Origin of the sequence: Brevundimonas sp. GCM10030266 (assembly GCF_042666595.1) — a bacterium.
In the GTDB taxonomy this organism is placed as follows: Bacteria; Pseudomonadota; Alphaproteobacteria; order Caulobacterales; family Caulobacteraceae; genus Brevundimonas.
This window is the reverse complement of record NZ_JBHTCY010000001.1, coordinates 1094652-1115393: the sequence shown is the minus strand read 5'-3', so window position 1 is coordinate 1115393 and position 20742 is coordinate 1094652. Positions and strand designations below refer to the sequence as shown.

General features: G+C 67.8%; 18 protein-coding genes and 1 tRNA gene. 12 read left to right on the top strand and 7 right to left on the bottom strand.

Translation table 11 applies throughout. The annotated features are described in order from the left end of the window. A complete protein-coding gene (locus ACFQQC_RS05785) occupies positions 1-822 on the top strand; it encodes an energy transducer TonB (RefSeq protein WP_376860552.1) in 822 nt (273 codons plus the stop codon). On the opposite strand, the gene ACFQQC_RS05780 is transcribed toward ACFQQC_RS05785, so the two are convergent. Beyond that, positions 815-1855 (bottom strand): oxidoreductase, encoded by a 1041-nt coding sequence (locus ACFQQC_RS05780; RefSeq protein WP_376860550.1) that lies wholly within the window; start codon positions 1853-1855, stop codon positions 815-817. The genes ACFQQC_RS05785 and ACFQQC_RS05780 overlap by 8 nt on opposite strands. A gap of 138 nt (positions 1856-1993) precedes the next feature. On the opposite strand from ACFQQC_RS05780, the gene ACFQQC_RS05775 reads away from it, so the two are divergent. Next, positions 1994-2782 carry a hypothetical protein gene (locus ACFQQC_RS05775; RefSeq protein ID WP_376860549.1) on the top strand — a complete coding sequence of 263 codons (789 nt, stop codon included), beginning with the start codon at positions 1994-1996 and terminating at the stop codon, positions 2780-2782. Between the two features lie 19 nt (positions 2783-2801). Here ACFQQC_RS05775 and ACFQQC_RS05770 read toward each other — a convergent pair whose 3' ends face one another. Next, positions 2802-3851: a ribonucleotide-diphosphate reductase subunit beta gene (locus ACFQQC_RS05770; protein ID WP_376860547.1), complete on the bottom strand. Its 1050-nt coding sequence runs from the start codon at positions 3849-3851 to the stop codon at positions 2802-2804. 253 nt (positions 3852-4104) lie between these two features. Here ACFQQC_RS05770 and ACFQQC_RS05765 point away from each other — a divergent pair, with 253 nt between their 5' ends. Then, positions 4105-4743 (top strand): glutathione S-transferase family protein, encoded by a 639-nt coding sequence (locus tag ACFQQC_RS05765; protein WP_376860545.1) that lies wholly within the window; start codon positions 4105-4107, stop codon positions 4741-4743. Between the two features lies 1 nt (position 4744). Here ACFQQC_RS05765 and ACFQQC_RS05760 read toward each other — a convergent pair whose 3' ends face one another. Beyond that, complete coding sequence (locus ACFQQC_RS05760) at positions 4745-6895, bottom strand: ATP-binding protein (RefSeq protein ID WP_376860543.1); 2151 nt, start codon at positions 6893-6895, stop codon at positions 4745-4747. Positions 6896-7078: 183 nt separating this feature from the next. Between ACFQQC_RS05760 and ACFQQC_RS05755 the strand changes: the two genes are divergently transcribed. The 3 genes from ACFQQC_RS05755 to ACFQQC_RS05745 are packed head-to-tail and all read left to right on the top strand — an operon-like array spanning position 7079 to position 8779. Then, positions 7079-7855, top strand: a complete 777-nt coding sequence (locus ACFQQC_RS05755; protein ID WP_376860541.1) for a hypothetical protein — start codon at positions 7079-7081, stop codon at positions 7853-7855. Continuing rightward, positions 7839-8009: a hypothetical protein gene (locus ACFQQC_RS05750; protein WP_376860539.1), complete on the top strand. Its 171-nt coding sequence runs from the start codon at positions 7839-7841 to the stop codon at positions 8007-8009. Before ACFQQC_RS05755 ends, ACFQQC_RS05750 begins: the two co-directional genes overlap by 17 nt. Beyond that, positions 8006-8779, top strand: a complete 774-nt coding sequence (locus ACFQQC_RS05745; protein ID WP_376860537.1) for a metallophosphoesterase — start codon at positions 8006-8008, stop codon at positions 8777-8779. Before ACFQQC_RS05750 ends, ACFQQC_RS05745 begins: the two co-directional genes overlap by 4 nt. On the opposite strand, the gene ACFQQC_RS05740 is transcribed toward ACFQQC_RS05745, so the two are convergent. After that, entirely contained in the window at positions 8776-10341 is a 1566-nt protein-coding gene (locus ACFQQC_RS05740) for a restriction endonuclease (protein ID WP_376860535.1), read from the bottom strand. The two genes, ACFQQC_RS05745 and ACFQQC_RS05740, sit on opposite strands and share 4 nt — an antisense overlap. A gap of 68 nt (positions 10342-10409) precedes the next feature. Further along, the gene (locus tag ACFQQC_RS05735; protein ID WP_376860534.1) at positions 10410-11066 is read right to left on the bottom strand and encodes a phosphatase PAP2 family protein; all 657 of its coding nucleotides are present in this window, start codon (positions 11064-11066) and stop codon (positions 10410-10412) included. A 345-nt stretch (positions 11067-11411) separates the two neighbouring features. Between ACFQQC_RS05735 and ACFQQC_RS05730 the strand changes: the two genes are divergently transcribed. Then, positions 11412-13301, top strand: coding sequence for a ribonucleoside-diphosphate reductase subunit alpha (locus ACFQQC_RS05730; RefSeq protein ID WP_376860865.1), 1890 nt, complete (start codon positions 11412-11414; stop codon positions 13299-13301). A 215-nt stretch (positions 13302-13516) separates the two neighbouring features. Continuing rightward, entirely contained in the window at positions 13517-14389 is an 873-nt protein-coding gene (locus tag ACFQQC_RS05725; protein ID WP_376860532.1) for a lipid A-modifier LpxR family protein, read from the top strand. Positions 14390-14469: 80 nt separating this feature from the next. Here ACFQQC_RS05725 and ACFQQC_RS05720 read toward each other — a convergent pair whose 3' ends face one another. Then, on the bottom strand, positions 14470-16227 hold the full coding sequence (locus tag ACFQQC_RS05720; RefSeq protein WP_376860530.1) for a gamma-glutamyltransferase family protein: 1758 nt from the start codon (positions 16225-16227) through the stop codon (positions 14470-14472). A 166-nt stretch (positions 16228-16393) separates the two neighbouring features. On the opposite strand from ACFQQC_RS05720, the gene ACFQQC_RS05715 reads away from it, so the two are divergent. The 4 genes from ACFQQC_RS05715 to ACFQQC_RS05700 all read left to right on the top strand — a co-directional run bounded on the left by ACFQQC_RS05715 (position 16394) and on the right by ACFQQC_RS05700 (position 18922). Continuing rightward, a tRNA-Arg gene (locus ACFQQC_RS05715) sits at positions 16394-16470 on the top strand. A gap of 189 nt (positions 16471-16659) precedes the next feature. Beyond that, positions 16660-17109 carry a MerR family transcriptional regulator gene (locus ACFQQC_RS05710; protein WP_376860528.1) on the top strand — a complete coding sequence of 150 codons (450 nt, stop codon included), beginning with the start codon at positions 16660-16662 and terminating at the stop codon, positions 17107-17109. Continuing rightward, positions 17099-17869, top strand: coding sequence for an SDR family NAD(P)-dependent oxidoreductase (locus ACFQQC_RS05705; RefSeq protein ID WP_376860526.1), 771 nt, complete (start codon positions 17099-17101; stop codon positions 17867-17869). Before ACFQQC_RS05710 ends, ACFQQC_RS05705 begins: the two co-directional genes overlap by 11 nt. Positions 17870-17881: 12 nt before the next feature. Continuing rightward, positions 17882-18922 carry a phosphotransferase family protein gene (locus tag ACFQQC_RS05700; protein WP_376860524.1) on the top strand — a complete coding sequence of 347 codons (1041 nt, stop codon included), beginning with the start codon at positions 17882-17884 and terminating at the stop codon, positions 18920-18922. 9 nt (positions 18923-18931) lie between these two features. Here ACFQQC_RS05700 and ACFQQC_RS05695 read toward each other — a convergent pair whose 3' ends face one another. Next, positions 18932-20734 (bottom strand): AMP-binding protein, encoded by a 1803-nt coding sequence (locus tag ACFQQC_RS05695; protein ID WP_376860522.1) that lies wholly within the window; start codon positions 20732-20734, stop codon positions 18932-18934. Between the last annotated feature and the right edge of the window lie 8 nt (positions 20735-20742).

Genomic DNA, 20742 nt, shown 5'->3' with positions numbered 1-20742 from the left:
ATGAACCGGACACTGATCGCGGCGCTGTCCGCGGGGCTGATGCTGGCCGGCGCGGCGCAGGTCATGGCGCAGGACGCCCGCCGTTCACCTGCCGCAACCCGCACCAATCCGAGCTGGGCGTCCGTGCCCACGCTGGAGGATATGGAAGAGGCCTTTCCGACCCTGGCCGGGGCGATGCGGCTGGACGCCGACGTGGACCTACAGTGCGTGGCCCAGCCCGACGGCGACCTGGGACAATGCCGGGTCATGTCCGCGACTCCCGAAGGACTGGGGTTTGAACGGGCCGGACTGGCGCTTTCGTCGAGGTTCCGGGTCAACCCGGGGCGGATCAACGGCGAGCCGGTCCCCTCCAGCGTCGCCTTCCGCGTCCGCTTCCGTTCGCGAGCCTTCGAGGTTCCCGCGCCCTGGACGGGCGCTGAACCCGATCCTGAACGACTGGCCGCCATGCGCGCCATCGTGGACGCCGCCGCGTCCGAGCTCGAAGAGGATTTCTGGAAGAGCATGCCCGAAAGGGAGGTCGCTCCCGAACGACGGGCCAAGGTGCAGGCGATGATGCGGCAGACGCACGCCGAGTTCGCCGAGCGCCGCAACGCCGCGGCCGCTCTCGCCCTGGCGCGCGTGTTCACGCCTGAAGAGTTCATGGCCTCCATCCGCAGCGGGGAAGAGCCGGCTGGTTTCTCCGAGGAGATGATCGAGCAGGCGGGCGACGTCATCGAACAGGTCGAACAGAGCGCGGCCCTGCGGATGCGCCAGCTCTATTGCGCCGAGTTCGAGTGTCCCACCCTCCCGCCGCCGCCCGGAGACGCCGGCTTCGTCAGCTAGGCGCCACCTCGCCCCTCAACCGGTCGCTCTCGATCCCGGCTTCCAGCACCGCCATGACCGCCAGCGCCTGCTCGGGCGGCACGGGGTTCTCCCCCCGCCCGGCCAGGGCGGCGGCGACGGCGGCGTAGTAGCCTTCATAGGCGCCGGGCGGGCAGGCCAGCGCGGATCGCGCGCCGGTCGCGCCGTCGACCAGAACCGCGGGGCGAGGATCGACGCCCCAGCCCGGAGCGCCGACCGCCATCCCGGCCTTCAGCTGGTCCTCCTGCACATCCAGACCGCCCTTCAGGAAGGAAGCCCTGGCCCCATGAACGGCGAACCGGACATCAGGCGCGGGCGTGGTCATGTCGGCATGCAGGATCACCCGCTTGTCCGCATAGCGCAGCACGGCATGGGCCCAGTCGGTCGCCTGCCCGCCGTCGCGCAGCACAGCCAGTTCGCAGCTCACCCCCAGCGGCATGCCGAACAGGACCAGCGCCTGGTCGATCAGGTGCGGGCCGAGGTCATGCCAGATGCCGCCGCCGGGACCGTCCCGCTCCCGCCAGCGGTCGCGGACCTCGGGACGATAGCGGTCGAAGCGGCTTTCAAAAGTGTGGATGTCACCGAGCGCGCCTGACGCGATCTGCTGCCGCAGACCCAAGAAGTCCGCGTCCCAACGCCGATTGTGGAAGACCGACAGGAACAGGCCCCTGTCGCGCGCTAGATCAGCCACGCCGCGCGCCTCGTCCAGCGACAGGGCGAAGGGCTTGTCGATCACCACCGCCTTGCCCGCCTCCAGCGCCGCGCGGGCCTGCGGTGCGTGCAGGTCATTGGGCGTGGCCAGCACCACCAGGTTGATCTCCAGGTCCGCCAGCACGGCGTCGAAGTCCGCCACGGGGCGAGCGTCCGGCCACAGCGCCCGCGCCTCATCCGGCTTGCGGGTGACGATGCTGTGCAGGCGCAGGTCCGCGCAGGCGGCGATCAGCGGGGCATGGAAGGTCCGGCCGGCGTAGCCGAAGCCGACCAGGGCGACGTTGGGGCGAGAGCGGATCGTCATGTCGCCCTTCTAGCGCAAACCGCCGCACCCTTGCGGTCACGTTCGGCACCATACCGGCTTGCCAGAACGTCGCTCTCGACGCGATAAGGACGCACCGGCCCGCCTGAGGGGGGCAGCGCCGGAACGGGGGAATTTCTGATGTTGAATCGCAAGCTTGCGGGCGTAACAGCGCTTGCCGGAGCCGTCGCCGCTCTGATCGGCTGCAGCAAGGGGCCGGAGATCGTCCCGGCCAAATTCACGGCCCGGCCGTCGGCGACGGACATGGCCGAGATGTATCCCACCTTCGCCCGCATGGCCCGCATCCCGGGCCGGGTGAAGATGCGCTGCGAATACACCATCTCGGGCACACTGGAGCGCTGCCGTCGGGTGGCCGTGGCGCCCGAGGGGCTGAATTTCGAGGATGGCGTCTCGCGACTGCTGTCCAAATACACCGTCGCGCCCCAGACGCTTGACGGTCGCCCGGCCCCCGCCCCGATCACCTTCGTCATCAATTTCGACCCGCCCGCGGCCCCGTCGCCCTACACCGGCGAGCCGGTGCGTGACGCCGACGTGGCCGTCATCCGCCGCCAGCTTTCCTACATCGGCCAGTCCGAGGGCCAGGCGGCCGCCTTCCGGGCCAGCCGCAGCGTCGAGCTGGATCGGATGACCGCCGTCAGCGGGTTCGTGGAGCGCGCCTTCGACGCCGAGGGCGCACAGCGGCGGACCACCATGCCGCTGGCCGTCGTTCAGGCCATGACGCCGGAGAATCGCGCGCGACTGACCAGCCCGAACGCCTATGTGATGCTGCCGCTGTTCAGCGACATCGAGGCCGCCAGCCCCGAGTTCTTCGCCGCCAACGAACGTCTGGCCGCGCACATGCGCAACGCCTACTGCGCGGCCTATTCGTGCAGCACCGAACTGCCGCAAGCGGCGCCGGCGGAGAAATAGGGATCGCGAACGCGGAGGCTCAGGCCTCCGCGTCTTCCTTGCGCTTCTTCATCAGGGCGTCGAACGAGCCCCAGACGCCGTCGGCGCCGTGCCACGAGCCCTTGGTCGCGGCCTTGGAGTATTCGGTCGCGCGCGCCTCGAAGAAGTTGGCGTGCTCGACGCCCGACAGCAGGGACTGCAGCCAGGGCAGCGGGTTCTCGTTCGACCCGCCGTACAGTTCCGGCAGCTGCAGCTGGCGCAGGCGCCAGTCGGCGATGAAGCGGATGTAGGCCTTGATGTCGTCGGGCGTCATGCCCTTCACCGGGCCCTGCTCGAAGGCCAGGTCGATGAACTTGTCTTCCATGTTCACCACGGTGCGGCAGCATTCGACGATGTCGTCGGCGACCGACTTGGTGACCGCGCCGGTTTCCTTGTTGAAGGCGTGGTACAGCTTGATGATGCCCTCGCAGTGCAGGCTCTCGTCCCGCACCGACCACGACACGATCTGGCCCATGCCCTTCATCTTGTTCTGGCGCGGGAAATTCATCAGCATCGCGAACGAGGCGAACAGCTGAAGCCCCTCGGCGAAGCCGCCGAACATCGCCAGCGTCCGGCAGATGTCGGCGTCCGTGTCCACGCCGAACTGGCCCATGTAGTCGTGCTTGTCGCGCAGGGCCTCATATTCCATGAAGGCGCCGAACTCGGCCTCGGGCATACCGATGGTCTCGAGCAGCAGGGCGTAGGCCGCGATGTGGATGGTCTCCATGTTGGCGAAGCTCGCCAGCATCATCTTGACCTCGGTCGGTTTGAACACCCGACCGTAGCGCTCCATGTAGTTGTCCTGGACCTCGATGTCCGCCTGGGTGAAGAAGCGGAAGATCTGGGTCAGCAGGTTGCGCTCACCCTCGTCCAGGGCGACGGCCCAGTCCTTGACGTCTTCGCCCAGCGGCACCTCTTCGGGCATCCAGTGGACCTGCTGCTGCTTCTTCCACATGTCGAACGCCCACGGATAGCGGAACGGCTTGTAGGCGGCCGAAGGGGTCAGCAGACCCGGCGTGATCAGACCAGTGGGCGAGACGTGCGCGTTCATCGGGAGAAATCCTGCCGGCGAATCCGTTGGGAGAAGTGATTTTCACCATGCGGGCGAGCGCGCCCGGCGCCAAGCCGAATTGCGGCTATTTAGCGATCACTTTTTTCACGACCGCTAGATGTAGTAGCTGAGCCATACTCTTCTGGGGACGAAGCGGGGGATGATCCCAAGCCGGACTTATGCCGCCGCGCCAAGGACTTGGGTGCGGATCCACGGCGCCGGGCGCACGTTTGTCCCGCAAGGAGGACAGCGGATGACCTACACCCTCTATGGCGCGGCCGGTTCCGGCTCGATCCCGGTCGAGGCGGCCCTGACCCTGATCGGCGCCCCCTATGAGGTGATCGAGGCCGTCACTTGGGAGGGCGACGCCGAACGCGACAAGGTCGCCCCGGTCAATCCGATGCGGCAGATCCCGGCCCTCATCACGCCCGGCGGGGAGACAATCACCGAAAGCGCCGCCATCCTGATCTGGCTGGCCGAGCAGCACCCCGAGGCGGCGCTGGCGCCGGAGCCGGGCGATCCGCAGCGGGCGCAGTTCCTGCGCTGGATGACCTTTATCCCGGCCTCGATCTACTCCATGTACTGGGTTCGCGATGTCCCGTCGCGTCTGGGCGGTTCCGATCCGGCGGCCCAGGCCGGCATCGAAGCCCTGACGCTGGAACGGATCACGGATTGCTGGCGGATCATGGACAGCCAGATCGAGCCTGGCCGCTGGCTGCTGGGCGACGAGATGACCGTGCTGGACCTCTATGTCGCCGTGCTGAGCCGGTGGCGACCGGGACGCGCGCGCTTCGCCGAGGCGGCGCCGGGGCTGGCGGCGGTGGTGAAGCGGGTCGACGCCCTGCCCGAACTTCAGGCCTTCTGGGCCGAACGTTTTCCGTTCGAGGACTAGATCAGGCCGCGCGGCCGATCGTGCCGTCCGGAAGGTCGCCGGACAGGGCGCGGCTGACGGCGTCGAACAGGCCCGCTTGGCTGACCGGCTTGGCCATGTGGGCGTTCATGCCGGCGGCGAGGCAGCGGACGACATCCTCGGGCATGGCGTCGGCGGTCATGGCGACAATGGCCACATCGCCGGTCTGGCCCGGCAGGCCGCGGATCCGCCGCGTGGCCTCCAGTCCGTCCATGCGCGGCATGCGCACATCCATCAGGACCAGATCGAACGCCTCGGCCCCGACCGCCTCGACCGCCTCGACACCGTCGCAGACCTCGATGACCTCGCAGCCCAGCGCCTGCAGCATGATGCGGGCGACCTCGCGATTGACCGGATGGTCGTCCACGACCAGCACCCGGGGCGCGCGCGCCTCCTGTTCAGCGACGGGCGCGGCGATCTCGGCCGGGACAGGCTCGGGGGCCGCTTCGACAACCGCATCGGCCAACCGTTCCAGCGGCAGATGCAGGGTGAAGGTCGAGCCCTCCCCGACCACGCTGTCGACCTCGATCCGGCCGCCCATGCGCTTCACATGGCGGGCGACGAGGGCCAGGCCCAGTCCCGCGCCGGAATGGCGTCGGCCGATGGAGGCGTCGCCCTGTTCAAAGGCCTCGAACAGATCGGGCATGGCTTCGGGCGGAATGCCGATGCCGGTGTCGGAGACGCGAATGATCATCCCGCCGGAATGCCAGTCCAGCCGCACCTTCACCTCGCCCGCCTCGGTGAACTTCACCGCATTGGCGACCAGCGGATGCAGGGTCTGGCGCAGGGCCCGGCGATCGCAGGCGAAGCGGGCGCCGCGCGGCAGACGGTTATCAATGGTCAGCGACAGATCGCGGGCGGCGGCGGCGCCGCGACTGGGCGTCATCGCCTCACAGGCCACGGCCGCCAGATCCAGCGGTTCGGGCGTCAGGGCGTCATCGCCATGGGCGAAGTCCAGGATGTCCTCGATGAGGATCAGCAGGCCGTCGCCGGACTCCCGGATCTGGCGCACCTGATGCAGCGCCTCCGGATGCATGTCCGTGCGGGCGGCCAGAAGGTCGGCGAAGCCGGCGACGCCGTTCAGGGGCGTCCGCATCTCATGGCTCATCACCGCCAGGAAGCGGGAGCGGGCGGCCGAGGCCTCCTCGGCCCGACGGCGAGCCTCCTGGGCGATCAGGGTCCGGGCGCGCAGCCGCATCTCCAGCTGGCGCCGCTCGCTCATCAGCGTCGACAGCGGCAGCACCATCGCGACCATGGCCAGCATGAAGACATTGTAGATGCTGAGCTGGCGGACGATCAGCGGCACGGCTTCCAGACCGACGACGGGCGAGGGCTGGAACAGGCTGACCGGGCCATGGCCGGTCAGGGTAGCGGTCCCGCTGATGGCCGCCATGATCAGCAGGGCCATTCCCGCCCACGTCGGGGTCAGACGCAGGGTGATCGCCAGCATCGGCAGGAAGGCGAGGAACAGCAGCGGCGCCTGGTCCTGCAGGAAGACGCCCGCAGTCACCGTGATCATCACCGCCATCAACAGGACGGTCTCCAGGGCCGACGCGGGCGCGACCGACTTGAACCGATGCGCGCGGGCGAACAGCAGCAGCACCGGCGTGACCAGCAGCAGCCCCATCAGTTCCACGCTGGCGAACGACTGGAAGGTGAACAGCAGCAGCGGCAGCGGCGGCTGGCGCATGCCCCACAGGATGGTGATCCCGATGGTGGCGATCACGGTCACCGAGACCAGCGAGATGATGGCGAAGCGCACGAAACGCCTCGGACGACGCATGTCCAGCGCCGCGCCGCAGAAGCGCCGGGTCTGCACCGCGACCAGCCAGGCCAGCCCCATGTTCATCAGGGCGTTGACCCACAGCAGCACGCCCGGGTCGCCGCGCAGGATGTTGGAGAACAGGTTGATGGCGAAACAGGCCGCGATCACCAGCACGGCCGGGCGGCGGTGCAGTTGCAGCAGGGCGGCGACCATGATGCCGTTCGACAGCCAGACGGTGACCGTCGAGAAGGTCGCGGTGCTCCAGTGACCGATGAACTGGGACAGAAGGAAGAGGAGGACGTAGGCCCAGGGCGCCGGGCCAGCAACCCGGCCCGCTTCGTGTCTGAACAGACGCCAACGACCCTGCAACAGGAGGCCCTCCAAGGCTCCAACTGATAGAATACCGTTACGCCTCAATCCGTAAACAAAGTGAGCAGAGGCCCCATGAGGGGTTTCCCCTAACGCGGGTGTCCGGCGCCGGACGGAACCGGGAGTGAGGCGGAGCCGTTTTTTGACCCGCGCCGCCCTCCCGCCGCGTCGCGGAGGAACGCCATGTCAGACATAATCGCCGAGCCGAGTTTCCACCCCCCCGAGGACGCCCTCGCCTTCTATGAGGAATCCCTGCGCCTGCTGAAGGAGAGCGGCATCCCCTTCCTGCTGTCCGGCACCTACGCCGTGACGGCCTATACGGGCATCAGTCGGCCGACCAAGGACCTGGACGTCTTCTGCAAGCCCGGCGACTACCCCCGCATCCTCGCCTTCTTCCAGGCGCGCGGTTACCGGACCGACGTCGAGGACGAACGCTGGATCGCCAAGGTCTGGCAGGGGGAGCATTTCTTCGACGTGATCTTCGCCATGTCGAACGGCACCATCGCCGTGAACGACAGCTGGTTTGGCGGCGACACGATCCACGTCTATGGCCACGAGGTCGGCATCACGCCGCCGACGGCCCTGATCCTGTCCAAGGTCTTCATCCAGGACCGTTATCGCTACGACGGCGCCGACGTGAACCACGTCATCCTGAAGCAGTCCGACGCCATCGACTGGAAGAGCCTGCTGGACCAGATGGACCTCTACTGGGAGGTTCTGTTCGCCCACCTGCTGAACTTCCGCTTCGCCTACCCCACCGAGAGGGACCGCGTGCCCGGCTGGCTGATCGTCGAACTGAACGAGCGCCTGCGCGCCCAGGTCGACCTGCCGGCCCCGCGGATCAAGGTCTGCCGCGGCCGCCTATTCAGCCCGCGCGACTATATCGCCGACATCACCCAGTGGGGCTTCGGCGACGTCGTGGGCAAGGGGCTGGAGGAGCGCCATGACCCCATACATTGAAGCGCGCTATCGCTCGCCGCGCGGCGGCTCGCTGCTTGAGCGCATGAAGGCGCGCTATCGCTTGCCGCGTGGCGGCTCGCGGCTTGAGCGCATGAAGGCGCGCTATCGCTCGCCGCGCGGCGGTTCGCGGCTTGAGCGTGGAGTGACCGCATGACCGACACCCCCATCGATCCCCAGACGCCTCAGCCCGGCCTTGACGCCGGACCGACGAAGAAGCTGCGCGTGGCCGCCGTCGGCGATCTGCATGTGGGCGAGAACCACGAGCGGCCGCACCGCGAGCTGTTCGAGCGGGTCTCGGACGACGCCGACGTCCTGTGCCTGTGCGGCGACCTGGTGAATTTCGGCAAGACGCGCGAGGTGGAGATCCTTCTGGAGGACATCCGGGCCTGCAAGATTCCCATGGTCGGGGTGCTGGGCAATCACGAGCATGAGTGCGGTCAGCCCGAACATGTGACGAAGATGCTGTGCGACGCCGGGGTCCAGATGCTGACCGGTCAGGCTTATGAGATCGAGGGCGTCGGCTTCGCGGGCGGCAAGGGCTTCGTCGGCGGCTTCGGCCGCTACATGCTCAGTCCCTTCGGCGAGGCGACCATTAAGGCCTTTGTCCAGGAGGCGGTCGAGGACGCCAACCAGATCGAGAACTCCATCCGCATGCTGCGCACCGAACGCTCGGTCGTCCTGCTGCACTACTCCCCGGTGGTCGACACGGTGATGGGCGAGCCGCCCGAGATCCACGCCTTCCTGGGCTCATCGCGTCTGGGCGAAACGATCGACCGCTATGACAACGTCAGCCTGGTCGTCCACGGCCACGCCCACCGCGGCGCTCACGAGGGCAAGACCCACAAGGGCGTCCCCGTCTACAACGTCGCCCTGCCGGTGCTCAGGACACTTGGGGATCAGCCGTACCGGGTGTTTGAGGTCTAGGAAGACACGTCGAGCACCGGGTCTTTCCAGTCGTCAGGGGCCTCGATTATCGCGTCGATTCCAGCATGCTCCTTGAGCAGATAGAGCAGGTTGCTGCCCGACAGGAGCTCGATTGGCTTGCCTCCCGCGAAATCAAAGGCGGCCTTTCCGTAGCCGCTGGTGGTCACAAGGATGCCCTTTGACGCACCCTCATTATGCATTGTGCCGAACAGATCTCGCACCGCGCTGACCCCCACGGTGTTCTTGTATCGCTTGGCCTGAACAACGACCTTGCCACCCAAGACCGGACGGGGATCAAACGCGACGCAATCCACCCCGCCGTCCCGTGAGGCCTGAGTGAGTTTGGTTTCCAAGCCCATGCTCTGGAACAGATTGGTGATCAGGGATTCAAACTCCCCAGGGGTCAAATCCATCAGGTTCGGGCGGCTATCCAGCATCGCCAAAACGTCCTGCTCGTCGATAAACCTCGGGTCAGCCATGTTGATGTCGACCACCGGCTTGATCGCGGCCAGTTCATCGGGACTGCGTGAAACCGCTGCGTGTAGCCGTTTCAGACAAGCTGCCGGGTCAACCGACCGGAGCTCAAGCCCGGCGAAAGCATCGCGATGAACACGCAGAGAGATGACGTATGGCCGGACCTCCTTCCCCGTGGCGGGGTCGATGGCGGCCACAAAGCCATTGAACACCACCAGATCGACAGCTGACGGCTCCAACGCCGAAAACACCTCATTCACCGAACGCAGCGCGATCTGCGAGATCACTCCCAGATACTGCTCCTTGCGCGACTTTTCGGACCGTGACTTCTCCCGGATTTCATCAGCGGATTTGACGAACGTATAGCGCTCTACGGCTGGCGTAGCCTGCTTCAGGGTCGGGAGTTGGAGATCGACGATCAGCTGGCGGGATTCCGGCACGTAGCCGACACGGTGTGAACTCGGGAAAGCGTCCGGGTATTCAGAGTTCGCCAGCACCAGTTCGAAGTAGGCCTTGATCGCATCGGGGTCACCTTGTTTGAGCCCGACTTCAAACGCATCGATCTCGGCATTGTGCATGTCTACTGACGCAACAAGCGCTTCAACGGCGCTCGCGCGCTTGGAGGCCAAGAAATCATACTCCTCCATCGCCACCTGTAGCTGCCGTTCTCCCTTCGCGCGGTCATTCTCGAACCGTTTGGCGGCGCCCGGAACCAGCTTGTCCATCAGGCCAAGCGGCTTGGGCGCAAAATCAGCAGGATTCGGCTTCCGGATCGCTTGGAGAGCTCGCGGCAACTCAGAGAGATCAAGCACCTTCCTGAGTGCGGCGATGTCCACCGAGGAACGGTTGGCAAGGCTGTCCACCAACAACCCATTCAATTCATCGTTCAGCGCATCAAGATCCTCGTTAAGTTCGAGCACTTCCACGGCCCTGTCCTCCAGATATTCTTGGCGGGCCGCACGCACATTTGCGCGTGCTTGTCGCTCCATCGCTCGGCCGTGGGCGACTTGCGCGCGAACACTGGCGCGATGGGCCTGCGCGGACGCGCGAGCGACACCCTTAAGCGCCGCTGTAAAACTTCTGGCCATGTGGCTCCCCCGAGCATCGTTTCGCCCTCGCATACAGCTTCAAGCTGAAAGGGAGAACCCGGGTTAGATCACCCCGCCTCCTCATCCTGCAGCCGCGCATGCGCCGCGCTCTGACGACGCTCCACCGCATAGGCGACCAGCCACAGGGCCATGGCCCAGGCGGCGCCCGCGCACCAGCCGGCGATGACGTCGGAGGCCCAGTGGGCGCCCAGATAGATTCGGGTCAGGCCGATCAGCAGGGCGATCAGCATGGCGCTGCCCAGCACGAAGGCCTTGAACCGCTTCTGCGGGAAGGCGCGGGTCAGCATGACGCCGAGCGTCAGATAGAAGACCGTCGACAGCAGGGCGTGGCCGGACGGGAAGCTGGCGTTGATGGTTTCGACCGCCTGATAGGCGACCGGCGGCCGCTCGCGCTCGAACACCGCCTTCAGCCCTTCGCTGAGCATGACGCCGCCGATCAGGCCGACGACCAGCAGCAGGGCCGACAACCGCTTCTTCTGGATCATCAGGAAGCTGAAAGCGATGACGGCGAACAGGGTCAGGACCGAGATCCCGCCCAGGGAGGTCAGGTCGGCCATGGCTTCATGCAGCCACCAGGGGCCGCGCGGCTCGCCCGGCACGGGCTGGAGCCAGTGCAGGATCTGCAGATCGAACATCTGTCCGTCCGCCTCGGTCATGTCGTCGGCCACCTCGACAAAGGTGGCGACGCCCAGAGCGATGATCATGAGTGCGGTCAAAGCCGCGATTTCGGATCGGGCGACACGCAATGCGCGACGCCAGAAAACGACTTGCTGTTCCCCGGTCATGGCCAAGCTAACGGTCACGTTTGTGGGACGTTCCCATCACGCGTTCGTGATCAAATGTGGCATGACCGTGTCACGCCCGCGTCGCGGCCTGTCCACAGGCTAATCCCCCGCCAAGATGTCGATTCGCCCAGAAAGTGATCGTCAAGCCCGTTGACGGGTCATCAACCATCTGGCTCCCATATGTTGGCTCGGGGAGCGCTCCAACCACTAGGTCTTGTGGTCGGGACGCAGGGATACCCCTTCTCTTTTTTGTTCAGGGCGGCGATCGAAATGGCTGGCGGCGAAGCGTTGAAGACGATGGAATTCCAGACGGTTGCAGGCGCCGAGGGCGAGGCTCGCCCCCACCTGTCGCTCGTTCCTTCGATCCAGATCGACCGTTCGCGGGATGATCTGCTCACGGACTTCGGCAAGAAGACCCTTGAGGACCGCTATCTGCTGGCCGGCGAAAGCTACCAGGACATGTTCGCCCGCGTGGCGACCGCCTTCTCGGACAACGCCGAGCACGCCCAGCGCGTCTACGACTATATGTCGAAGCTGTGGTTCATGCCGGCGACCCCGGTGCTGTCGAACGGCGGCGCCGATCGCGGCCTGCCGATCTCCTGCTTCCTGAACGCGGTCGGCGACTCGCTGGACGGCATCCAGAACGTCTGGAACGAGAACGTCGCCCTGGCCTCGAACGGCGGCGGCATCGGCACCTACTGGGGCGGCGTCCGCTCCATCGGCGAGAAGGTCAAGGGCGCGGGCCAGACCTCGGGCATCATCCCCTTCATCCGCGTGATGGACTCGCTGACCCTGGCGATCTCGCAGGGCTCGCTGCGTCGCGGTTCGGCCGCCGTCTACCTGGACATCCACCACCCGGAGATCGAGGAGTTCCTCGAAATCCGCAAACCGTCGGGCGACTTCAACCGCAAGTCCCTGAACCTGCACCACGGCATCTCGATCACCGACGCCTTCATGGAAGCCGTTCGCGACGGCAAGACCTTCGATCTGGTCTCGCCCAAGAACAAGGAAGTGATGAAGACGGTCGACGCCCGCACCTTGTGGCAGAAGATCCTCGACATCCGGATGCAGACCGGCGAGCCGTACCTGATCTTCTCCGACACGGTGAACCGCGCCATGCCGCAGCACCAGAAGGATCTGGGCCTGTCGGTCAAGCAGTCCAACCTGTGCGCCGAGATCATGCTGCACACCGGCCGCGACCACCTGGGCGTCGACCGCACCGCGGTCTGCTGCCTGTCGTCGGTCAACGCCGAGACTTTCCTGGAATGGCGTGAGGAGCCGCAGTTCATCGAGGACGTGATGCGCTTCCTCGACAACGTGCTGGAAGACTTCATCCGCCGCGCTCCGCCGGCCATGGCCGCCGCCGTCTATTCGGCCAAGCGCGAGCGTTCGGTCGGTCTGGGCCTGATGGGCTTCCACTCCTTCCTGCAGTCGCAGGGCGTGGCCTTCGAAAGCGCCATGGCCAAGTCGTGGAACATGCGCCTGTTCAAACACCTGCGTCGCGAGGCCGACAAGGCCAGCCGCCTGCTGGCCGAAGAGAAGGGTCCGTGCGAGGACGCCGCCGAGCGTGGCGTGATGGAGCGCTTCAGCCACAAGATGGCCATCGCCCCGACCGCCTCGATCTCGATCATCTGCGGCGGCACCTCGGCCGGCATCGAGCCGATCCCGGCCAACATCTACACCCACAAGACCCTGTCGGGCTCGTTCGCGGTCAAGAACCCCTATCTCCAGAAACTGCTGGGCGAGAAGGGCATCGACACCGAGGCCGTGTGGAACTCGATCCTCGAGCACGAAGGCTCGGTCCAGCACCTCGATGCCCTGAACGACGAAGAGAAGGGCGTGTTCAAGACGGCCTTCGAACTGGACCAGCGCTGGGTCGTCGAACTGTCGGCCGACCGCGCCCCGGAAATCTGCCAGGCCCAGTCGATCAACCTCTTCATCCCCGGCGACGTGGAGAAGTGGGACCTGCACATGCTGCACTGGCGCGCGTGGGAGACCGGCGTGAAGTCGCTCTACTATCTGCGTTCCAAATCGGTTCAGCGCGCCGCCTTCGCCGGCTCGGAAGACAAGGCCGACGCCGAGGTCGATCCGAACCAGCCGGATCTCTTCTCGGCCGCCCGTACCGACTACGACGAGTGCCTGGCCTGCCAGTAAGGCCGATATAGACAGACTGAATGAGGGGACGGCGGCTTCGGCTCCCGTCCCCTTTTCATGTCCCAGACCCAGGCGCCCGCCACCCAAGCGTCACCATACGGAACTCCGCCCCATCCCCAGCCGTAATCCGGACAAGGATGTGTTTTGAAAATGTCGGTTGGCGGGACGGCCTGGATCATGCAGGCTCATCCCGTTGGCGGACGAGGGGACCGTTGATGCGTGTTACGGCGATTGTTGCCGGAGTTCTGGCCTGTGGAGCCTGCGCGGCGTCCGCCGTCGCGGGCGAACTCGCGTCGGGACAGGTCGCCATCGCCGATCCGTGGGCCGTGTCCCGCGAGCGCCCCACCACTGTCTCCGATCTTCTGACCCGCATCGACCGCGACGCCCGCTTCGCCGAGGCCAATGACCGCGGCTTCGAGGAGATCGCGGATCGTGACGGCTTCACCCCGAACGAGCGCGGGGCCTGGGCCGTGTCGAACCGCGATGTCTGGTTCGACGGCGGCGCCTACAATGACCGCCTGCGCCTGCGCACCGAAGGCCGCATCCGTCGCGAGGACGGCGCCCCCGTGCCCGTTGGGCCGATGGACCCGGCGGCGGTGGAAACCGAACACTACGACGTCACCTACACCCGCGGCTGGACCGGCACCCTAGGCCGTACTCAGTCGGGTCTGGACGTCACCCTGACCCCCCACGTCGGCGTCGGCGTGGGCAGCCGGGGCGGCTCGACCGAGGCCGGCGCCACGCTGCGGATCGGCCGTGATCTGGAGCGGATGGTGCCCGAGGGCCAGGAGGCCTTCGGCGAGCGCCAGCGCTGGTATCTGTACGCCGCCGGTTCGGGCCGGGCCGTGGGCTACAATTTCGCCCGCACCCGTGACGGCGACTATGCCCGCTCCGGCGTCACTCACGACAGCGGCAACTTCATGGGCGACGCCTCGATCGGCGTGGCCATGCGCCGGGGCGCCATGCAGAGCTCCATCGGCCTCGTCTATCGCGAGGTCAGCATCGAGGGCTTCAACGCCGGTCCGGGCATCGACACCGACGTCTCCGAAGGCCTGATCGCCTTCCAGCTGAGCATTAAGCCCGAATAAGGTTCCAGGTTCTAGGGGCCAGGTTCCAGGGAGAGCTCCCGCCCCCCTATCCCTAAAACCTGGCCCCTGGAACCTGGAACCTATTCCGTTCTCGCCACACCCTCGCGGCGGTCGTCGGCGCCGCCGTCCCAGGCCCACTGGCCGTCCGGGCGCTGACGCCAGATGCCGCCGTGCAGGCCGGAGTTCTCGCTGGCGTTGGGGCGCAGGGTGACGCCATTGGCGGCCATCCCCTCGCGCACCGCCTCCGGGAAGCGATCCGTGTCGGCGCCGAAACCGTCGCCGCGCGCGACCAGATTGGGCAGGGCGAAGGCCTGCTGCACCGGCAGGCTCCAGTCCAGCACCCCGATCAGCGCCTTGGTGTTGTAGGCCAGGATCGAGGGACCGCCCGGCGAGCCGAAGGCGCCGACCAGCCGCCCCTGCCGGTCCAGCACGATGATCGGCGACATGGACGAGCGCGGCCGCTTGCCCGCCGCCACCGCATTCGCCGCCGGCCCGCCGTCCGCCCGCGTCGGGGCGAACGAGAAGTCGGTCAGCTGGTTGTTCAGGAAGAAGCCGCCCGCCATCCGGCCCGAGCCGAAGACGCTTTCCACCGTCGTGGTCATGCTGACGGCGTTGCCCTGCGCATCGACGATGACGAAATGGGTCGTGCCCGAGGGCTCCTGCGTGGCGTCAGGCCCCATCAGCACCCCGCCCGGCGGCGTGCCCGGCTGGGCCGCCCCCGTCAGCCCCGGCGCCAGCGCCGCGCGCGATGCGACATAAGTCGGGTCCAGCAGCCCCTGCACCGGCACGCCGACAAAGCCCGGGTCGCCGACATAGCGATCGCGGTCGGCGTACATCAGCCGCTGCAGCTGGGCGAAGGCGGTCCAGGCGGCGGCGCTGTCAGGCCCCAGTTCAATGTCCGGTGTCTGCTCGGCCATGGCCAGCAGCTGCAGCACGGCCACCCCCGACGACGGCGGCGGCGGGACGCAGATCACATAGATCCGGTACGGGCGGCACAGGGCCCCGCGCTCGATCGGCTGATAGGCGGCGATGTCGGCGGCGGTCAGGGCGCCCGGCCGCGGCGCCTGCGCCACCGTGGCGGCGATCTCCTGGGCGATGCGGCCGCGATAGAAGACCTCCGGCCCCTGGGCCGCCAGATCGGCGACCGTGCGGGCGTACTCGGGGTTCTTCAGCACATCGCCGGCGACATAGCGCCCGCCGTCCGGCTTGGTGAAATAGGCGTCGGCCCAGCGGGTTCGGGCTTGGCCCGCGCGCCCGGCGATCATCCCGGCCAGTCGGGGGCTGACCACGAAGCCATCGCGCGCCAGCCGTTCGGCGTCGCTGAACAGCGCGCTCCACGGCAGGGCGCCGTGCTCCTTCTGCGCCAACGCCAGCATGGCCACCGCGCCGGGCGCGCCCGTCGAGCGCCCGCTGAGCACCGCATCCATGAACGGCAGCGGCTGGCCGTTCTCGTAGAACAGCTCGGGCGTCGCCGCGGCCGGCGCGGTCTCGCGCCCGTCATAGCTGGTCACCTCGCCCGAGGCGGCGTCGAACACCATCATGAAGGCGCCGCCACCCAGGCCGGACGACTGCGGCTCCACCAGGCCCAGCACCGCCTGCACGGCCACGGCGGCGTCCACCGCCGAACCCCCGTCGCGCAGCACCCGCATCCCGGCCTCGACCGCCAGCGGATTGGCGGCGGCCACGAACGGCCCGCGCGCCGCCGGCGCCTCGGCCTGCGCCACTGGCGTGGGCGGCGAAACAACCCCGGTCCCGCCCGAACAGCCCGCCGCCGCCAGCCCGAGAAGCGCGACGGTGGTCGCCAGCAAACGGACGGATCGGATGGGGCTGTGGCGCATCTTGAACTCTGGAAGGCCTTTGGGGAGGGCCGACACCCTGCCGCTTCCGCTCCGTCAACGGAACCCCAGAAACCGTCGCCGCGGATTTCCTGCAGAAAAGCATGACATCGGGTCTTGCCCCCCTGATCCGTGTGGGGTAGAGACCCGCCCTCGCCGAGAGGCATGCGCACCCGTAGCTCAGCTGGATAGAGCATCAGACTACGAATCTGAGGGTCAGGAGTTCGAATCTCTTCGGGTGCGCCACTCTCTCCTTCTTCCGAAAGCGGAAGATCGAGCCTTCCCTGAAAATCTGAAGTTCGCGCATCACCGTCGGTGGGCTGCTGTCGCCTGCCCCGCGTGCGCGTTGCGAAAGATGCCGCCCTGCGCGGCCAAGTCACTTGCAAAGACGGACTGATGTCGGCAGGTTCGGTTACGCAAGTGACGGAGGGAATGATGACGGTCGTACCGCTGCACCACAGGGCATCCACCAGTCCGGCGCACCGGCCGGCGATCAGCATCCGCGAACTGGCGGCGCGCACGGGCACGACGCTGCGGGCGCTGAGGCACTATGAGGACATCGGCCTTCTGACGGCGGGTCGCCGGTCGTCCGGCGCACGCTGCTATGACGTGGACCAGCGCGAACGGGCGGCCCTGATCGCCCGACTGCGCCGGCTGGGCATGCCTACGCCGGATATCCACGCCGCGCTGACCGCAACCGACGGCGGCGAGGGCGTGGCCCGTTTCCTGGAGGCCGAGATCGCCGCCGCCGCCGCCCGCATCGCCGACCTGCGCACGGCCATGGTCGAGCTTGAAGCGGAAGGGCTGGAAGGTCTGGGCGCCGGCGCCTCGCCCGCCTCCGTCGGCTCCGCCGACCGCTCGGCGAGGCTGCGTCATGCCCGCTGAAGGTCGTCTTTCCGGCCGCCACATCCTGATCACCGGCGCCTCGTCCGGGATCGGCGAGCATCTGGCCCGGGTGGCCGCGCGCGAGGGGGCGAAGGTCACCGTCGCCGCCCGCCGCACCGACCGTCTGACCAGCCTCGTGGAAGCCATCAGGGCCGACGGCGGCGAGGCCTTCGCCGTGGCCATGGACGTCGCCGACGAGGCCAGCGTCATCGCCGGCATCGCCGGCGCCGAGGCCGCGCTGGGGCCGCTGCACACCGCCTACGCCAACGCCGGGATCGGCCTGCCGGGGATGGCGCTGGACGCGCCGGTGGGCGAGTTCGACCAGATGTTCACCGTCAATGTGCGCGGCGCCTTCCTGACCGCCCGCGAGGCGGCGCGGGCCTTCAAGGCCAACGGAACGGCGGAGGCCGGACGCGGCCGCATCGTCCTGATCGCCTCCATCGGCGCCCAGCTGCAGCTGCCGGGCCTCGTCGGCTACTGCGCCTCCAAGGCCGCGGTCGTGTCGCTGGGCAAGGGGCTGGCGCGCGAATGGGCGCGCGAGGGGATCAACGTCAACGCCGTCTGCCCCGGCTATCTGGAGACGGAGATGAACTCCGACTGGTTCTCCAGCCCCGGCGGCGAGAAGCAAATCCGGGGCTTTCCCCGCCGTCGCCTGATGCCGGGCGACGGGCTGGACCCCACCCTGATCCTGCTGGGCTGCGACGAGGCCGCGCCGATCACCGGCGGAGTCTTCGTGATCGACGACGGCCAATCTCTCTGAGTGATGTCCCCTATGATTGAAGATGCAGGCGTGCGCGCCGGGTTCGAGCTGGACGCAGCGGCGCTGGAGGCGTGGATGCGGACGCGGATGGAGATCCCGCCCGGTCCTCTGACCATCACCCAGTTCTCGGGCGGCCAGTCCAACCCGACCTATGGCGTCACCGTCGGCGGCCTGAACCTCGTCCTGCGCCGCAAGCCGCCGGGGCCGCTGCTGAAGGGCGCCCACGACGTGCTGCGCGAGGCGCGGGTCATGGGCGCGCTGGGCGAGGCGGGCTTCCCCGTCCCGCGCATCCTCGGCGTCTGCGAGGACCCGGAGGTGATCGGCACCGCCTTCTATCTGATGGCCCATGTGGAGGGCCGGATCGTGTGGGACCCGGCGACCGACATCGCCGATCCGGGTGAGCGCACCGCCACCTTCGACGCCATGAACGCGACGCTGGCTCGGCTGCACAGCCTCGACATCGACGCGCTCGGTCTCGGCGACTACGGCCGTCGCGGCGGCTTCGTGCAGCGGCAGACCGCCCTGTGGACCCGCCAGTATCGCGAGGACGTCGACGCCGGGCGCGACGAGAATATGGACCGGCTGGCCGACTGGCTGGCGGATCGTGACCTGCCCGACGAGACCTCGGTCATCCACGGCGACTTCCGCATCGACAACCTGATCCTGCACCCCGACCGGCCCGAGGTGGCGGCGGTGATCGACTGGGAGCTGTCGACCCTGGGTCACCCGCTGGCGGACTTCGCCTATCACCTGATGATGTACCGGATGCCGGTGCATCTGGGCGGACTGGCCGGGCGCGATCTCAAGGCGCTCGGCATCCCGTCAGAGAGCGATTACGTCGCCGCCTATGCCGAGCGGACCGGACGCGGCGCCCTGCCCGACCTCGACGTCTTCGTGGCCTTCAACATGTTCCGCTTCGCCGCCATCATCCACGGCATCCGGGGCCGGGTGATCCGCGGCAACGCCGTCTCGCCCAAGGCCCGCAAGCGGGCGGACGAATTCCCGGAACTGGCCCAACTGGCGTGGGAGCAGGCGGTGAAGGCGGGGGCCTGAGCCCCCCGCTCAGGGCAGGATCACGCCCTCGCCGCCCGCATAGAGCCGCGCCACATCCCCGGCGCGGCGGCGCAGGACCATGGCCCGGTTGATCGAGCCCTTGTCTGACACCTCATGCCCTTCGACGTCCGGCGGCGTGTCGAGGAACAGCAGCCCCGCCAACCGCTCGCTCTGGCCGGTGTGGGTGGTGTTGTAGCGACGCAGGCCTTCGGCCACGGCCTCGCCCATCGTCCCGCCCAGTCGTCGCTCCGCCTCCGGATCGGCCCAGGCCAGCACCCGCAGGTCGGCCTGCCCCTCGCCGCAGATGACCACGTCGCGGAACATCCCCGGCAGGGCCTCCAGCAGGTCGGTGCGCAGACGCCCCGCCGCCACGAAGGTGCCATTGGCCAGCTTGAACTGCTCCACCCGCCGCCCGGCGAAGAACAGGCCCAGCAGCGGCTCGTCCGGGTCGTGGAAGTCGGCCAGATCGTCCATGCGCAGGAAGCCGTCCTCGTCGAACACCTCCCGCGTCCGCGCGTCGTCGCCATGATAGCCGGGCGTCACGCTGGCCGCCTTGACCCGCACCTCATAGGCGCCGTCGGCGGGCACCAGCTTCAGCGCCGCGCCCGGCACCGGCAGGCCGATGCCGACCCGCGTGCTCTCCCACCAGGTGTAGCTGATGGCGGACCCCGTCTCCGTCGAACCATAGCCGGACACGAACATGAACCTCTGTCCCGTCGTCGCCACCGCCAGCCGCTGCAGCCGGTCGTGCAGGGGCTGGGGCAGGCCCGCCCCGCCGAACAGCATGACCCGCAGTTCGCTGAAGAAGGTCCGGCGCAAATCTTCATCCGCCTCCAGCGCATCGGCCAGCATGGCGTAGCCGCTGGGCATGGTGCCGTAGAACCGGACCGGCACCTCCTTCAGATTGCGCAGAGTCGCCGCGAAACCAGTCGCGGTCGGACGGCCATCATCGATGTGCAGGGTCCCGCCCAGCCAGGTGATGTTGGTCAGCAGGGACGAACCGGCGATATGGCTCCAGGGCAGCCAGTCCAGCATGGTTCCGCCCCAGTCGAAGGCGTCGCCCATGGCCTGCGATCCGCTGGCCGTATTGCCGGTCATCATCGCCTGGGTGTGGATCACCGCCTTGGGCCGCCCGGTCGAGCCGGAGGTCAGCAGGTAGCGGGCGGGGGCTGTCGGATCGAGCGCCTCGACCGCACGCCCGATCCCCTCGACGTCGGGCCGTGACAGCACCTCGGAAATAGCCACGGCTCCGGTCGGGAAGGCGTCCACCTCGGCGCTGACGATCACGGCGTCGGCGGGCGCGATGGCCTCGGCCGCCCGGGCGAAGTCGGCGGTCTCGGCGAAGATCACCGCCGGCTTCACCAGATCGACCACATGGCGCAGTCGCTCGAAATCGGTGCTCAGCAGGGAATAGTTCACGCTGACCGAGCAGATCGGCACGCCCGCCGCCATCGCCCCGAACATCCACAGCGCATGGGTCGGGGTGTTGCCCGACAGGACGAGGATCGACCGGCTGGCCAGGACGCCCCGCGCCTTCAGCCAGCTGGCCACCGCCGACACATCCCGCCGCGCCTCGCCATAGCTAAGCCGGCGCCAGCCCTCGCCGTCGCGTTCCGCGATCCAGGTCTTGTCGCCCTGCGTCTCGCCCCATGCCCAGAAGCGGCGCATCAGGTTCTGCTCATACGGCTCCAGCGGCGCCTTCGCCGACAGGATCAGGGTTCCGTCGCCGCGGCGCTCGATCTCCAGCCCGACATCGCCGAACCGGATCGGCCGACACGGGGCCTGATGAAAGTCCTCGACCGTATCCAGCACGCTCAACT

Excerpts from the sequence above, each read along its gene's own strand:
- ACFQQC_RS05745 (WP_376860537.1), top strand. The coding sequence starts at position 8,006 with ATGACCGACACCCCCATCGATCCCCAGACGCCTCAGCCCGGCCTTGAC.
- ACFQQC_RS05725 (WP_376860532.1), top strand. The coding sequence starts at position 13,517 with ATGCGTGTTACGGCGATTGTTGCCGGAGTTCTGGCCTGTGGAGCCTGC.
- ACFQQC_RS05720 (WP_376860530.1), bottom strand. The coding sequence starts at position 16,227 with ATGCGCCACAGCCCCATCCGATCCGTCCGTTTGCTGGCGACCACCGTC.
- ACFQQC_RS05775 (WP_376860549.1), top strand. The coding sequence starts at position 1,994 with ATGTTGAATCGCAAGCTTGCGGGCGTAACAGCGCTTGCCGGAGCCGTC.
- ACFQQC_RS05705 (WP_376860526.1), top strand. The coding sequence starts at position 17,099 with ATGCCCGCTGAAGGTCGTCTTTCCGGCCGCCACATCCTGATCACCGGC.
- ACFQQC_RS05780 (WP_376860550.1), bottom strand. The coding sequence starts at position 1,855 with ATGACGATCCGCTCTCGCCCCAACGTCGCCCTGGTCGGCTTCGGCTAC.
- ACFQQC_RS05750 (WP_376860539.1), top strand. The coding sequence starts at position 7,839 with ATGACCCCATACATTGAAGCGCGCTATCGCTCGCCGCGCGGCGGCTCG.
- ACFQQC_RS05755 (WP_376860541.1), top strand. The coding sequence starts at position 7,079 with ATGTCAGACATAATCGCCGAGCCGAGTTTCCACCCCCCCGAGGACGCC.
- ACFQQC_RS05740 (WP_376860535.1), bottom strand. The coding sequence starts at position 10,341 with ATGGCCAGAAGTTTTACAGCGGCGCTTAAGGGTGTCGCTCGCGCGTCC.
- ACFQQC_RS05700 (WP_376860524.1), top strand. The coding sequence starts at position 17,882 with ATGATTGAAGATGCAGGCGTGCGCGCCGGGTTCGAGCTGGACGCAGCG.
- ACFQQC_RS05770 (WP_376860547.1), bottom strand. The coding sequence starts at position 3,851 with ATGAACGCGCACGTCTCGCCCACTGGTCTGATCACGCCGGGTCTGCTG.
- ACFQQC_RS05785 (WP_376860552.1), top strand. The coding sequence starts at position 1 with ATGAACCGGACACTGATCGCGGCGCTGTCCGCGGGGCTGATGCTGGCC.
- ACFQQC_RS05765 (WP_376860545.1), top strand. The coding sequence starts at position 4,105 with ATGACCTACACCCTCTATGGCGCGGCCGGTTCCGGCTCGATCCCGGTC.
- ACFQQC_RS05735 (WP_376860534.1), bottom strand. The coding sequence starts at position 11,066 with ATGATCATCGCTCTGGGCGTCGCCACCTTTGTCGAGGTGGCCGACGAC.
- ACFQQC_RS05710 (WP_376860528.1), top strand. The coding sequence starts at position 16,660 with ATGACGGTCGTACCGCTGCACCACAGGGCATCCACCAGTCCGGCGCAC.